This window comes from Nonomuraea indica (genome assembly GCF_002850745.1).
Taxonomy (GTDB): domain Bacteria; phylum Actinomycetota; class Actinomycetes; order Streptosporangiales; family Streptosporangiaceae; genus Nonomuraea; species Nonomuraea indica.
Genome location: NZ_KZ559475.1, coordinates 209,863 through 224,520 on the forward strand (window position 1 = coordinate 209,863; position 14,658 = coordinate 224,520).

At 72.6% G+C, this 14,658-nt stretch carries 10 protein-coding genes; 5 read left to right on the top strand and 5 right to left on the bottom strand.

Annotated features, from left to right (window positions below; translation table 11 throughout):
- Nucleotides 1-37: 37 nt before the first annotated feature.
- Entirely contained in the window at nt 38-1,207 is a 1,170-nt protein-coding gene (locus tag CXR44_RS25070; protein WP_144070075.1) for a PucR family transcriptional regulator, read from the bottom strand.
- A gap of 101 nt (nt 1,208-1,308) precedes the next feature.
- Here CXR44_RS25070 and CXR44_RS25075 point away from each other — a divergent pair, with 101 nt between their 5' ends.
- Both CXR44_RS25075 and CXR44_RS25080 read left to right on the top strand, forming a co-directional pair.
- Complete coding sequence (locus CXR44_RS25075) at nt 1,309-3,408, top strand: M6 family metalloprotease domain-containing protein (protein ID WP_245899385.1); 2,100 nt, start codon at nt 1,309-1,311, stop codon at nt 3,406-3,408.
- Between the two features lie 71 nt (nt 3,409-3,479).
- Entirely contained in the window at nt 3,480-6,002 is a 2,523-nt protein-coding gene (locus CXR44_RS25080; protein WP_101788570.1) for an ATP-binding protein, read from the top strand.
- A 132-nt stretch (nt 6,003-6,134) separates the two neighbouring features.
- Here the strand turns inward: CXR44_RS25080 and CXR44_RS25085 are convergent, their stop codons facing one another.
- On the bottom strand, nt 6,135-7,478 hold the full coding sequence (locus CXR44_RS25085) for a hypothetical protein (RefSeq protein WP_101788571.1): 1,344 nt from the start codon (nt 7,476-7,478) through the stop codon (nt 6,135-6,137).
- A gap of 368 nt (nt 7,479-7,846) precedes the next feature.
- Here CXR44_RS25085 and CXR44_RS41135 point away from each other — a divergent pair, with 368 nt between their 5' ends.
- Together CXR44_RS41135 and CXR44_RS25100 are read left to right on the top strand one after the other, a co-directional pair.
- Nucleotides 7,847-8,110, top strand: coding sequence for a zinc ribbon domain-containing protein (locus CXR44_RS41135; protein WP_342748598.1), 264 nt, complete (start codon nt 7,847-7,849; stop codon nt 8,108-8,110).
- Nucleotides 8,111-8,130: 20 nt separating this feature from the next.
- Entirely contained in the window at nt 8,131-8,913 is a 783-nt protein-coding gene (locus CXR44_RS25100) for a tyrosine-protein phosphatase (RefSeq protein WP_342748597.1), read from the top strand.
- Nucleotides 8,914-9,116: 203 nt separating this feature from the next.
- Here CXR44_RS25100 and CXR44_RS25105 read toward each other — a convergent pair whose 3' ends face one another.
- Together CXR44_RS25105 and CXR44_RS25110 are read right to left on the bottom strand one after the other, a co-directional pair.
- Nucleotides 9,117-10,190: a Gfo/Idh/MocA family oxidoreductase gene (locus tag CXR44_RS25105; RefSeq protein WP_101788573.1), complete on the bottom strand. Its 1,074-nt coding sequence runs from the start codon at nt 10,188-10,190 to the stop codon at nt 9,117-9,119.
- A 14-nt stretch (nt 10,191-10,204) separates the two neighbouring features.
- Nucleotides 10,205-11,104, bottom strand: a complete 900-nt coding sequence (locus CXR44_RS25110) for a proteasome assembly chaperone family protein (protein ID WP_101788574.1) — start codon at nt 11,102-11,104, stop codon at nt 10,205-10,207.
- A gap of 366 nt (nt 11,105-11,470) precedes the next feature.
- On the opposite strand from CXR44_RS25110, the gene CXR44_RS25115 reads away from it, so the two are divergent.
- On the top strand, nt 11,471-12,475 hold the full coding sequence (locus CXR44_RS25115; protein ID WP_144070076.1) for a terpene synthase family protein: 1,005 nt from the start codon (nt 11,471-11,473) through the stop codon (nt 12,473-12,475).
- Between the two features lie 15 nt (nt 12,476-12,490).
- On the opposite strand, the gene CXR44_RS25120 is transcribed toward CXR44_RS25115, so the two are convergent.
- Nucleotides 12,491-14,587, bottom strand: coding sequence for an ATP-binding protein (locus CXR44_RS25120; RefSeq protein ID WP_101788576.1), 2,097 nt, complete (start codon nt 14,585-14,587; stop codon nt 12,491-12,493).
- Nucleotides 14,588-14,658 lie beyond the last annotated feature (71 nt).

Genomic DNA, 14,658 nt, shown 5'->3' on the forward strand with positions numbered 1-14,658 from the left:
TTTTGGTATTAAACGTGACGTCAGCCCGGGGGCGCAATCACCCGCCCGGCCGTCCGTCCCGAGGCCGGTACCGGCCCGACAGCCGCGCCAGCTTGAGGCTCAGATGCAGGGCGAGCCGCTCGCCGCCGTCCTTCAGATCCGTACGCGCCAGCTCCTCCACCCGCTGCAGCCGGTAGTACAGCGAGGTGCGGTGCAGCCGCAGCGCCCGCGACGCCGCCCCCGCGCTGCCCGCCAGATCCAGGTACGTCTCCAGCGTCTCCAGCAGCGGCAGGTGCTGCTCGTCGGCGAACAGGGGCGCGAGGCCCGGATGCAGCTCGTGGTGCGGCAGACCGGTGAGCATCCGGTACACGCCGAGCCGCGCCCACTCCACCGACCGGCCGAGGCCGGGCACGCGCGCGGCCACCTCGGCGGCGTGGCGCGCCTCCGCGTACGACTCGGCCGCCGCCACGAGCTCCGGCCGCGACCGCCCGATCCCGACGGTCACCGGCACGGACAGCACCGCGTGCGCCTCCTCGGCCAGCGCGGTCCAGGAGCCCGGGGCGCCGGCGGTCAGCAGCACGGCGTGGTCGTAGCGCACCAGATGCAGCGGATGGTGGCCGCCCAGCCGCCGCCGCAGCGCGAGCAGGCCCTGCTCCAGGGCGAGCCGGAGGGCGTCGTCCGGCTCGGCCGCCAGCGGCCGGGCCACGAGCACGGTCACCGGCTGCGCCTGCGGGAACGCCCCCGCCTCGATGAGCTGACGGGCCGCGTCGTGCTCGCCCAGCATCAGCCCCGTCACCGCCTCCAGCTCCCGGTGCGAGGCGAGCCCCGTGGCCAGGCTCTCGTGAAACAGCGCCAGGGCCAGCGCGGGCGCCGCCGCGGCCGCCTCGGCGATCTGCGCCCGCGACATGGCCGGGCCGGTGTCGATGAACCACAGGAAGCCGAGCAGCCCGGCATCGTGGCGTACCGGGACGCAGACCCGCGGCAGCAGGCCCAGATGGTCCGCGCCTGGCGTGCGCAGCGGGGCGACCGCCTCGTGGATGCCGGCGGCGCCCAGCCACTGCCGCACCTCCGGCGTGGTGCGCCTGCGCAGGATGGAGTCGCGCCGGATCTCGTCCATCGCGCCGCTCTGCTCGCTGTAGACGACGACCCGCTGCAGCCGGTCCTCCAGGAGCAGCGGCCGGCCGAGACGCGCCGCGAGCTCGTCCACGAGCCGCTGGAGGTCCGCCACCACTCACCTGGATGTTTCGACACTTGTCGGAAAGAGTGCTACAGCTCTTCCCTACAGCTGATCGGTGATCTCTGTCAACGGTCGGCTATAGCGTCCGATCCGTGACTGCCCCGAAGAAGCTGCTGAAGGGCCTCCTGGCGGCCTTAGTGCTGATCCCGGTGAGCCTGGTGGCGACCCCCGCTTCCGCCGCACCCCCCAGCGACCCCGAGCATCCCTGGCGCCAGGACCACTGGCCGCGGACCCAGCCGTGGCAGCGGGACGCGCCCGACGCGAGCGCGCTGCGCGGCCGCCCCACCGGCGGCATCGAGCCGATCGACCCGCAGAACTGGGAGAACCCCGACCACATGACGTGGGCGGACTACAAGAAGATCCCCGGCACGACGTGGAACGACCCCGCCGTCAAGGGCTCCCAGCGCACCTTCAAGGGCGCGCTCGTGCTGCTCGACTACCCCAACCAGCCGTTCGTGGTGACCCAGCCCAAGGGCTCGACGATCTTCAAGAACCCGAGCGCCGAGGCCCACGACGTCCCCCGCGAGCAGGTGGCGAAGTTCTACCAGGACTTCCTCAACACCCCGAACGACCTCAACAAGGGGCACACCATCCACGAGTACTGGATGGAGGACTCCGGGGGCCGCATCGGCGTGGAGCTGACCGGGTTCGGCCCGTACACGATGCCGGGCAAGGACCACGAGTACGCCATGGAGTACCAGGCGGACGCCTGCCCGGCGGGTGACACCTGCAACCGCAACCTGCGCGCCGACGGCAACGCCGCCTGGGTCGCCGCGGTGGGCGAGGAGACGGCCAAGCAGTTCGACTTCGTCTTCTACCTGAGCGCCGGCCAGGACGAGTCGTCCACCTGGCAGGAGTTCGGGATGATGAAGTTCCCGAACAAGGAGGCCGTCACCGACGACTTCGGCCCGCCCGACCCTGCCCTGCCCAACTGGTCCAGGACCCGCTACGTCGACTGGACCTCCTGGCAGGCCGGCTCCACCTTCTGGCCCAACGCCCGCTTCGGCGTCGACTCCGTCCAGGCCGAGAGCTCCGGCATGTCGGTCTACGCCCACGAGCTGAGCCACATCATGGGCGTCGCCGACAACTACAACAACCCGTACGGCACGCCGCTGCGCCGGGCGTACTCCGGCATCTGGGAGATGCTCAGCCGCGGCACGTTCAACGGCCCCGGCGGCCCGCACAGTCGCTGGCTGATCCCGCCCACCTCCGGCTCCTCGATGGGGGCCCAGCACATGCTCCGCAACAAGATCAAGCTGGAGATGGTCGACCAGGCCAACGTGCTCAACCTGTCCCGCGACGCGCTGGACGAGTCCGGCGTGGTCACCGCCAGGGTCACCGCCCGCGCCGTGCAGCCCGGGCCGGCCGGCCTGTCCGGGGTGAACATCGCCTTCGGCACCGGCGACCGCAGCCCCGCCTGCGACGCGCGCACCGACCCGCTGTGCGACGGCGGCGGCTACGACAACTACACCGTCGAGGTCGTCGACCGGATGGGCACCGACTCCTTCACCCCCGACTCGGGCGTCCTGCTGGCCAAGACCAAGAACCAGGACCGCGCCCCGTTCATCTGGGTGGTCGACGCCAACCCGCAGGACATCGGGATGACCGACTACGTGCTGCCCGACGGCACCCAGGTGCCGATCACGATGGGCGACTACCGCCAGCTGTCCGACGCCCTCTTCCACGCGGGCACGGACTCCGGCAGCGAGTACGAGTACGTGGACGAGGCCAACCGCCTGCACTTCTACGTCACCGACATCAGGCGCGACCGGGCGGGCGTGCTCTCCTACACGGTGGCGATCCGCTCCCTCGACGGGGCCGGCCCGCACCGCCGCGGCGTCAAGGTGCTGCCCGGGGCCGGCGTCCCCGCCGCCAAGGGCGTGTCCACCTGCACCTTCCCGGTGCTCAACACCGGACGTACGGCCGACGTCCAGGCCGGCCACCCCGAGGACGTCACCGCCTACCTCGGCTCCGACGTCTACCGGCTCAAGGCCGAGGTGCGGGGCAAGGGCTGGACCGTCCAGGTGCCCAACGCCCTGGCCGCCGTCCCCGCCGGCAAGCACGCCCCGGTCAAGGTCAACGCGGTGCGCGAGGCCGGCGGCGACCGGCTCGCCGAGGTCAAGCTGACCGTCACCTCCGAGAGCGACCCGGGCAGGACGGCGACGGCCACCTGTCGCGTGGTCGGCCTGTAGCCGAACACTGGGGTACGGCCTGGCGTGGGCCGTACCCCATCGGCTTGAATACGGGCTGTAGGGGGTGATCATTGTCCGATCGGTTACCTGACCCGCAGGAGCCCAGACGCCGCAGGGCGTCCCTGGCCGCCCCGGTGGCCGCGGGACTCGCCGCCGCCACCGCCAGCGCGCTGGCCGCCTCCCTGGAGTGGGAGCTGCCGCCCGAGGCGAAGATCGGGGTCACGGCCGCCGCCGCGGTCCTCGTCGGCCTGACCACCTGGGTGAGCACCGGGCACCGGCAGCGCCCCGCCGCGCCGAGGCCGCGGTTCCCCCGCGCGCCCGACCAATGGCCGCCCGTCCCCGAACACTTTACCGGCCGCACCGAGGCGCTCGCCGAGCTGCGGGCGGTCTTCACCGCCCGCCGCCGTGCCAAGGACGTCTCGCCGCCGCTCGTCGTCTCCGTGTACGGCCGGGGCGGCGTCGGCAAGTCGGCGCTGATCGCCCGGTTCGGCCAGGAGATCGCCGGCGCGTTCCCGCACGGCCGGCTGCACGCCGACCTGCGCGGCGGCGCGGGCGCCCCGGTGCGGCCGGAAGAGGTCCTGATCGGCTTCCTGCGGGCGCTCGGCGTCCGCCTGACCACCGACCCCGGCGGCCTGGAGGAGCTGCGCAAGCTCTGGCTCACCTGGACCAAGGACCGCAGGATCCTCATCGGCCTGGACAACGCGCACAGCGCCGACCAGGTCAAACCGCTCATCCCCGCCGAACCCGGCTGCGCCGTCCTGGTCACCTCCCGCCAGCCGCTGTTCCTGAACGGCACCCACGACAGCCGCCTCGGCGTGCTCAGCGAGGCGCAGGGCGTCGAGCTGCTGGCCCGGCTGGCCGGCAGCGCCCGCGTCGTCGACGACCTCCACGCCGCCAAGAAGATCGTCGAGCTGTGCGACCACCTGCCGCTCGCGATCAGCATCTGCGGCGGCCGGCTCGCCACCCGCGAGCAGTGGACGCTGCGCGAGATGGCCGCCCGGCTCGCCGACGAGCGCCGCATCCTCGACCAGCTCGAGCTCGCGCCCACCACCGACAAGAGCGTCCGCGCCTCCGTCCAGCTCAGCTACGACGACTGCACCGGCATGCAGCGCCGCCTGCTGCGCCTGCTGTCCTCGCTCACCTCACCCGACGTGCCCGGCTGGGTCGCGGGCGAGCTGCTCGACATCTCCGGCCTCGACGGCGCCGACCAGCTCGAAGCGCTCATCGACGCCCAGCTCGCCGAGTGCTCGGGCACCGACCAGACCGGGGCCATGCGCTACCGGCTGCACGACCTGGTCAGGGTGTTCGCCGCCGAGCTGGCCGCCGAGGACGGGGAGGAGCGCCGGCGGGCCGCCGTCGAACGGGTGCTGTCCGGCTACCGCCGCCGCGCCGAGGAGGCGGCGCAGGACCGCTGGCCGCAGGACTGGAGCAAGGGCGGCCGCCGTTCGAGCGCCGAGGGCCAGGTGCACGCCGGCGACTGGCTCAACGCCGAGCGGCTGTCCCTCGTCTCCATGGTCCACCTGGCCAGGCAGGAGGAGCTGTGGGAGCTGACCTGGGGGCTGGCGCGGGCGTTCTGCTCGCTGTGCCACTCGCTGCGCGCGTACTGGTCCGACTGGCAGGCGGTGGCCGAGCTGGGCTGCGAGGCCGCGCTGCGGATGGGCGACCGGCGCGCCCACGCCATCTCCCTGCTCGACCGCGCCGCCGTCCAGGGCGGGCTCGGCGCCCACGAGCTGGGCCGCGCGGACGCCGAGCGGGCGCTGGAGCTGTTCACCGAGCTGGGCGAGTCGTGGTGGGCGGCCAGGGCCCGGCGGACCGTCGGCATGACGCTGTTCTCCGACGGCCACCTCGACCGGGCCCAGGACCACCTGGTCGGCGCGATCGCCGCCTTCCGTGCCCAGGACGACCCGTGGTGGATGGCCCGTACCCAGCGCAACCTGGCCGAGCTGCGCCTGGCCGAGCGGCGCGCCGAAGAGGCCAGGGAGCTGCTGGAGGCCGCGCTGGAGGTGTTCAAGCACGCGGGCAACCGCTACTCCGAGGCGCAGACGCTGCGCGCGTACGGCGAGGTGCTCGCCGCCCAGGCGCGCGGCCTGCGGCGCGACGGCGACCAGCGGGCGGCGCAGGACGGCTTCGTCAAGGCGCACCTCAGCCTCGACCGGGCCGGCGCCATGTTCCGCCAGCGCGGGGAGCTGTGGGAGGAGGCGCGCTGCCTGCGCGCCGCGGGCGAGGTCGGCGACCCGTCCAACGGCCTGCGCGAGCTCGACTTCGTCCGGCGGGCCGAGGAGATCCTCGCCGCCCTGGGCGACTCCTGGGGGGTGGCCCGCACCGCCCTGTCCGCCGGGCGGGCGCTCGCCCGGCTGGGCCGCGTCGCGGAGTCCGAACGGGAGCTGCGCCGGGCCGTCCGGGCGTTCGAGGAGCTGGACGACCAGTGGTGGCAGGCGCTGAGCCTGCGCTACCTCGGTGAGACCCACCTCGACGCGGGCGGCGCGGCGGCCGCGCTGGAGCCGCTGAGGCAGGCCCGCGCCATCTACCGCAGCCTCGGCAACGAGGCCGGCATGCGCCGCACCCTCGAACTGCTCAGGAGAGCGGAGGCGTGACACACCGGCCACCGGCACGCCGTACCGGGCCGGGTCTCACACCCGGGCGGCGGTCACGACGGAGCGGGGGGATCCGGCCGGGCTCAGCCGAGGAGACGTCCGTGACAGGTGGGCCACACGGCCGTGACGGCGTCACGGCCGCGACGGTCGCCTGTGCGTGGCCGGCGACGTTCTGAACGGGTCCTGCGTGGGCGGGGACGGGGGCGCGACGGCCGGGCCGTCGGCGGACGGCATCCTGATCGGGATCGTCGGCGTGGCCGACTCGTCGGCGGGCGACGCCGCCCCCGCGTGCGCCGATGCCGCCGCATCACCGGCCCACCGCCCGGCGGACGGCGGCTCGGCGCGACTCGGGGCCGGGCCGGCGGCCGGAGCCGGGCTCGAGGTCGAGGACGGGGCCGAGTCCCGGTTCGAGGTGGGGGCCGGGCCGGCGGACGGAGCAGGGCTGGAGGCCGGGGCGGGGTCGGCGGCCGGAGCCTGAGCCGGGGTCGGGGCTGGGCTTGGGGCCGGTCGTCCGGCGGCGCCGGCCGCGGTCAGGTCGCCGGCCGCCGGAGCCTGTCGTGGAACCCGCGGCGCGGCGGCGGGCGCCCCAGGAAGGGGGTCGGTGAGGGACAGCGGCGACCTCAGCAGCTCCCCCGCAGTCCGCCGGGCCTCGTGGATGCTCTCCTCGAACAGCTTGCGCGCGTGCTGCGCCTGCTCGCCCAGCCGCCTGATGTGGTCGCGCGCCATGTCGTCGCGCACGGTGTCGGCGATCAGCCGCTGGTAGTCGGGCGTCCGCGCCGCCAGAGCCTCCAGCCGCTGGTGCGCGTGGAACACCTTGTCGGCCCGCATCACCCGCTTGGCGTACTCCTCCAGGTGGCGTACCCGCCTCGACAGCGACGTCCACGCGGCGTCCAGCGCCGTCGAGTACGGCTTGACCGCGTCCTCGAGGCCCGGCGGCAGCTCGCGCGGCACCAGCCGGCGATGCTCGGCGTGCATGGCCGACAGCCGCGCCAGACGCTGGGCGATCTGCCAGACCTCCTCCGGCAACGTCACCTGGTTGTCGATCGTGTCGATCAGCCCCGCCTGGTGCACCCGCGACCGCAGCACGGTGTTCACCGCGTCCTGGGCGCGGCGCAGCAGCCGCTGGCAGGGGTAGTCGAGGTCCTCCGGCAGGACGTAGCGGGCGGCGTGGTCCTGGGCGACCCGGAGGCTCCTGCGCGTCTTGCGGGTCGCGGAGCCGACGGCCATCCAGCGCATGAGCCCGATGGCGCCCATCGCGAACGCGCCGCCGATCAGGCCCGGCAGCCCGACGGTGACGAGGACCAGGACGAGCATCACCGATGCGACGAGGATCAGCGCCGGATCCAACGGCTGTTCCGGGCGCGCGCCGGTGCGGGCCATGCGGAGCACCTGCGGATTGGCGTGGAGCTGGGCCGAGATCTCCCCGGGCAGCGATGGATCGATCACCAGCCGTGGGGGCAGAGCGCGCGGATCCATCACCATCTCCCGAGGGGATCGTCGCCTTCAGGCGACGGGGGTGTCGGGGGCGGGAGGGCCGTCAAGGCCCGAGTGTGCGGGGACCCGCAGGTTCGGGGCATCGGAGATCTCCGTTCGTCGCGTATGAGATGCGTGACGCTGTGATGATGATCGCGTGACCCTGCGCACCTCCAAGGGCGCGGTGTATGACCTCGGGTACCACCTCGTAGGCTGCCCGACATGCCGCCGCCCGATCCTTGGGCGGGCGGGTGAACACGCACCAGGGGTCGATCCGGCCGTCGAGACGTGGGACGAACGGCCCGCCAGGGCGGGCGGCCGTGCGTAGGTCGTTGAAGTTCCCGTTGCGCCCCACCGCGAAACAGGCCGCCGTGCTCGCGCAGTGCACCTGCCCCCGATGCGGGCAGTGCGCGGCGGACGACCGCGTCGCCCAGGCCGCGTTCCGATGCACGGCGTGCGGGCACACCGCGCACGCCGGCGTCAACGCGGCGGTCAACATCCTCAGGGCAGGGCTTGCCCTTCGCGACGCTGCGGAAGCGGCCTGGCGAGAAGCCGCCCCCTTCAGGGAGCGGAGGAGTCACAGGTTCATGCTGCGTTATGACGGAGGAATTCGCTCACACTTGGCGGACATATAGGGTCAGATCTGATGAACGCGATGACGAGATGGATCGAGCTCGAAGGTGCCGTCAACGTCCGCGACCTGGGCGGACTACCCACGCATGACGGCGGCGTCACCCGTCACGGCCGCATCCTGCGGGCCGACAACCTCCAGGGGCTCACCGAGCGCGACGTGTCGCGGCTCGTCGGCGAGCTGAAACTGCGGCACGTCGTGGACCTCCGGTCGACGGCCGAGGTCACCCTCGAAGGCCCCGGCCCGCTCACCCTGGTGCCCGAGGTGACCCACCACCATCTGACACTGTTCGCCGAGGGCGGCCGGTACACCGACGTCGAGGCCGACACCATCGACGCCGAGCGGGTGCTGCCCTGGCAGACGCGCCGGCTGGACGAGGACCTGCGGATGACCGGGATCTACTACGGCTACCTGCGTGACATGCCGGACGCCGTGGTGGCGGCGCTGCGGGCCATGTCGCTGAACGACGGCGCGGCCGTGGTCCACTGCGCGGCGGGCAAGGACCGTACCGGGGTGCTGACGGCGCTCGCGCTGGAGACGGCCGGAGTCACCCGCGAGGCGATCGTCGAGGACTACACGGCGACGGGGGAGCGGCTGGAGTTGGTGCTGCGGCGGCTGCGCGCCAGCACCACGTACCGCGACGACCTCGACTCGCGCCCGGCCGACGACCACATGCCGAGGCCTCGCTACATCGAGCAGTTCCTGTCGGTGCTCGACGACCGCTTCGGCGGGCCGATGGGCTGGCTGAAGCAGCACGGCTGGACCACCGCCGACACGGACGCCCTCCGTACCCGCCTCCTCGCCTGACGGCCCGGAGCCCGCACGGGCCGGCGGGGCGTGCCTGCGGGACCCGCACGGGCCGGCGGGCGTGCCTGCGGGACCCGCACGGGCCGGCGGGCGTGCCTGCGGGACCCGCACGGGCCGAGGGGCGTGCCTGCGGGACCCGCACGGGCCGGCGGGCATGCCTGCGGGACCCGCACGGGCCATGGTGGTGCCGGGCGGGATCCGGGTCAGCCGACGGGGACGACGGCCCGTTCGGTCGCGGACCGGCGGGCCGCCTCCAGGACCGTCAGCGTGTCGATCACGCTCTCCGCGCTCACCGGCGGCGGCCCGCCGTCGCGCAGGCACGCCACGACCCCCCGGTAGAAGTCGAGGTAGCGCCCGGCCCGCGTGGGAGCGGCGGTGTGCCCCTCGCCGGCGCCGACCGTGCCCCACCGCTCCTCGGGCTCCTCGCCGAAGCCGGGCGCGCCGGGCGACATCCCGCCGCGCAGCCGTTCCTCCTGCACGTCGAGACCGTACTTCTCGTACGCCGCCGCCGAGCCGAGCACCCGGAACCGGGGCCCCAGCCGCGCGGCCACGGCGCTCACCCACAGATGCGACCGGGCGCCGCCGTCATGGGTGAGGGCGACGAACGTGTCGTCGTCGGCCCGCACGCCCGCGCGCCGCACGTCGCTCTCCGCGTAGACCTCCCGCACCGGGCCCAGCAACTGGATCGCCTGGTCGACGAGGTGGCTGCCGAGGTCGTAGAGCAGGCCGCCCACCTCGTCGGGGCCGCCGCTCTCCCGCCAGCCGCCCTTCGGCACCGGACGCCACCGCTCGAAACGCGACTCCAGCCGGTACACCTCGCCCAGCCTGCCGCCGGTCACCAGCTCGCGCACGGTCAGGAAGTCGCCGTCCCAGCGCCGGTTCTGGAACACGGTCAGCATGAGACCGCGTCCGGCGGCCAGCCGCGCCAGGTCACGCGCCTCACCGGCGGTGCGGGCCATCGGCTTGTCGATCACAACGGGCCGGCCGTGTTCGAGCGCCTCGGTGGCGATGGGCACGTGGGTGCGGTTGGGCGAGGCGACGACGACCAGGTCGCACCGGTCCCACAGCTCCGCCACGTCGGGCACGACCGCCGCGCCGTACCGACCGGCGGCGTCCTCGGCCCGCGCCGCGTCGCGCGTGACCACCGCCGACAGGGTCAGGCCGGGCGTGGCGTGGACGAGCGGCGCGTGGAAGTACGCCCCCGCGACGCCGTACCCGACCAGCCCGACCCGTATCGCGCCGTCCGGCGCCCCGGCCGGGTGCGCAGCCTCGCCCATCGCCGTCGCCCCCGTCAGTCCTCGTCCCGCTCGGCCAGGAACCGCTCGAACTGGGCGGCCAGCTCGTCACCCGTCGGCATCTGGACGGGTTCGGCGATCAGGTTCTCGCGCTCGGAGCCGCCCGCGAAGGCGTCGTACTGCTGCTCCAGCCCGTTGATCGCGGTCAGCAGCTCGGCCGAGGCCTGGATCTGCTCCTCGACCTCGGCGTTGGTGCGCAGCGCGGCCTCGCGCAGCGCGTCCATGGGGAAGACCAGCCCGGTGCCGCGCGTGACCGCCTCCAGCGCGGCGACGGCCGCGTGCGGGTACTCGGCCTGCGCCAGGTAGTGCGGCACGTGCACCGCGAAGCCCATCGCGTCCCGGCCCTGCTCGCCCAGGCGGTACTCGATGAGGGCGGCGGCGCTGCCCGGCACCTGGACGCGGCCGAACGAGCCGCTCTGGCCGTGGAGCAGCTCGGGGCGGCTGGCGTGCGGGGTGACGCCCAGCGGGCGGGTGTGCGGCACGGCCATGGGGATGCCGTGCACGGTGACCAGCCTGCTCACGCCGAGCCGCTCGACGAGCGCGCCGACGGCACGGGTGAACGCCTCCCACTCGCGGTCGGGCTCCGGCCCGGTCATCACGAGGAAGGGGGTGCCGGTGGTGTCCTGCGTGACGTGGACGGCGAGCCGTGGGCTCTCGTAGGCGACCCACCTGTCGGTGTCGAAGGTCATGATGGGGCGGCGCGAACGGTAGTCGAGCAGCCGGTCGACGTCGAACGTCGCCACGACCCGGTGCTCCAGCTCGGCCAGCACGTGACCCAGCGCGAGGCGTCCGGCCCCGCCTGCGTCGACGAAGCCGTCGAAGTGGTAGAGCAGCACCGGATCGGACAGCTCGGGCACATCGTCGGCGAGCTCGTAGAGATCCGTCGGGTCGAACACGGTTGGACAGCCTTTCCCTAGGTACTCACTGCTGAAACCCACGGCGAGCCGGAACGATTCCGTTCAGGGCACACTATCGAGGCAGAAACGAAAGACGCGGACGGGGATCCGGAGCCGGAGGAGCGCGCCGGACGGACACCCGCCCTGGCCAGGAGGGCACGACCGGCACGTCGCGCGCCTGCGGACGCGGTCGGCCCAGCCGACGGCAAGGTGACACTTCGCTGGTGCCGGCGGCACATGGCGGTCACGCCACGACAGTGCGCATGCTCGCCCAGCACGCTTCGACGACCAGCGCGACGGGCGTGACAGAAAAAACTCGCTTGACTCCCTATAGGCATCTCCGGGGATCAGCGCGATCATCGGGGGATGGCTAGTTCTGCGCGTCTGTCCAACGCCACGCCCCTCCGCATCCCGCCGCTGCGCTGCCCGTTCCCCAGCCGGGTGAACCCTCACGTCACCGAGGCCAGCGAGGACAGCTTCGCGTGGCTGCTCCGATCCGGCATGCTCGACGAGCCGGACATGCTGGAAAGGTATCGCAGCGCCAGGTTCGGCTGGCTCACCGCCCGCGCCTACCCCCTGGTCGAGCGGGACATGCTGAAACTGCTCATGGACTGGTGCATCTGGCTGTTCGCCTTCGACGACGGATTCTGCGAGTCGGAGGACCTCAGCAGGCACACAGCGCTCATCGCACGGGCCTTACCGCAGATGTTCAGGGTCTTACACGACATCGAGACCGACGAGCCGGTGACCAACGTGTTCGCCCGGTCGCTGCGGGACCTCAAGGCCCGGATCGCCGTCCACGCCCGGCCCGACCAGCTCGACCGGTGGTCCACGGCCACCAAGGAGTACATCTTCGCCCAGGTGTGGGAGGCGGCCAATCGCGAGTCCGATGTGGTGCCCACCCCCGAGGACTACGTCTTCATGCGCCGCCGCACCGGAGCGATGTACCCGGTCTACGCCCTCATCGACATCGCCGCCGGTCACCGTCTCACCCCGGACGAATGGCACCACCCCGATATCCGTGCGCTCACCGAGCACGCCAACGACCTCGTTGTCTGGGACAACGATCTCTTCTCCTATGCCAAGGAGCGCAAGCACGACAAGGCCCGGCACAACCTCGTCAACGTCCTCGTCACCCACCGCGGTTACTCGCTGCAGGAGGCCCTCGACGAGGTGGCCCAGATGCACGACCGCGCTGTGGCCGAGATGGTACGGCTGCGCCGGTCCGTGGAGACCTGGGCGGGAGACTCGGTGCTGGCGTACGTGGACGGGCTGGAGCACTGGGTGCGCGGGCACATCGAGTATTCGCTCGGCAGCGCCCGTTATGTCCACGCGTGGCCGAGCGACACGCAATGGACGCAGGCCGACTGACCGCCGGATCCGCGCCTAGAGCTCCTCCTCGCCGAGCGCCATCGCGGACGCCTCTTCGAGGTCCAGCCGCATGCCGGCCTCGAACAATCGCTGGTAGCGCTCGACGCCCAACGCCCTCTCGCACTCCTTGACGCACTTCTCGTGCTCCACCGTCAGGAACGGCGCCCCGAGCTGCGGCAGGCCGGCAGTCCTCCAGTTCTGCTGCAATGCGCCCAGCAGGCGTGTGGCGAGGTCCACCTCGTCGAGCGCGACGTAGATCCTGGCTGTGGTCTCCAATGCGATCAGGATGCCCAGCGTGTCGTGGAAGTGCCGCTTGATGCGCAGGCTCTCCTGGGCGTTCTTCAGCGCTTCTCCAGGCCGTCCGCCCGCCAGCCGTGGAAGGGACAGCGCCCAGTGCGCGTACGAGCTCACGAACAGCTCGCCGCGCTCCATGCACACCTGCAGACAGTCCTTGAGCAGCGACTCGGCCTCGTAGAGCTCGCCCTGCGAGGACAGCACCATCGACAGCTCGACGATCGCGGGCAGCAGGCCCGGGTTGAGCTCCTTGTTGTCGGTGTTGAACTCGATCGCCACGCCGAGCAGCGCGCTGGCCTTCTGCAGGTCGCCCTGGAGCAGCGCGGCCGTGCCCTGCATCTTGGAGGCCAGGATCACCGCCTTGGAGTCGCCGACCCGGACCGCCTCGGTGCTGCACTGCTCGGCCGCCTCCAGCGCGCCGACGCTGTCGCCCTGGGCGCTGCGCACGTACGACAGCACCCACAGCGCCTTGCAGCGTTCCTTGCTCGCGCCCGGGTTGGCCGCCAGGGCGCGCTCCAGATAGAGCCGGCCCTCGCGGGCGAAACCGCAGCAGACCCACATGAACCACAGCGACGACAGCAGCGTGAGCGCCAGAGGTGTCTCGCTGGGCGTGCGCAGCGCGTGTTCGAGGGCGACGCGGACGTTGTCGTGCTCCTGCCGCATCCTGATGAACCAGTAGATCTGGCGCGGACCCGACCAGGCGTCCTCGCTGCGCCGGGCGAGGCTCAGGTAGTACTCGAGGTGCTTGTGGCGCATCCGCTCGCGCTGGCCGAGCTTGTCCAGCCACTCTTCGCCGTACTCGGCGAGCGTGTCGATCAGCTTGTAGCGCACGCCTGCGTGGTTGCTGGTGATCAGCAGCACGGACTTCTCCACGAGCCCGGTCACCAGGTCGGTGATCCGGTCGGCCGGAAGCTGCTCGTCGGAGCAGACGGCCCGGGCCGCGTCGAGCTCGAAGTCGCCCGCGAACACCGACAGCCGCGCCCACAGCAGGCGCTCCGCGGGATCGCACAGCTCGTGGCTCCAGCCGATCGCCGCCCGCAGCGTCTGATGTCTCGGCAGCGCCGTACGGCTGGCGCCCGCCAGCAGGCTGAACCGGTCGGTCAGCAGCCCGAGGATCTGCTCCACCGAGAGCGCCCGCAGCCGCACCGCCGCCAGCTCCAGGGCCAGCGGGATGCCGTCGAGTCGCCGGCACAGCTCGGCCACCGTGCCGATGTTGTGCTCGTCCAGCACGAAGTCGGGCACCACCGCGCCCGCCCGCGCCGCGAACAGCTGGACCGACTCGTTGGTGAACAGGCTCTCGGCCGGGTCGTCGCCGGGCACCTGCAACGGCGGCACCGGCACCACGTGCTCGTACGGCAGGTGCAGCGACTGCCGGCTGGTGGCCAGCACCTTGAGGTTGGGGTTGCTGTTGAGCAGCTCCTCGACCAGCTCGGCGCAGCCCTGCACCAGGTGCTCGCACGTGTCGATGATGAGCAGCATCTGCCGGTCGGCGACCCACTCCGACAGCGTCTCGGACGCCGCACGGGAGGACTGGTCGGCGATGCCGAGCGCGGAGGCGATGGTGTGCTTGACCATGCCCGCGTCCTGCAGCCTCGCCAGGTCGGCGAACCAGACGCCGTCGGCGTACTGGGCCCGGACCTGGTGCGCGAACCTCAGCACCGTGCGCGACTTGCCGACGCCGCCGATCCCCGTGACGGTCACCAGGCGTGACTCGCCGAGGTGACGCTTGAGGTTGGCGAGAAGGCGCGTCCTGCCGACGAAGCTGGTGAGCTCGGCCGGCAGATTGCCTTCTCGTCGCCAGCCTGACGGAGTGGCCATGGGCAGCCTCACGGGGGTTAGGCGACAACCTGCCTTCGCATCGTACCCCTGGAGATCCCCGCTGTCCGGCG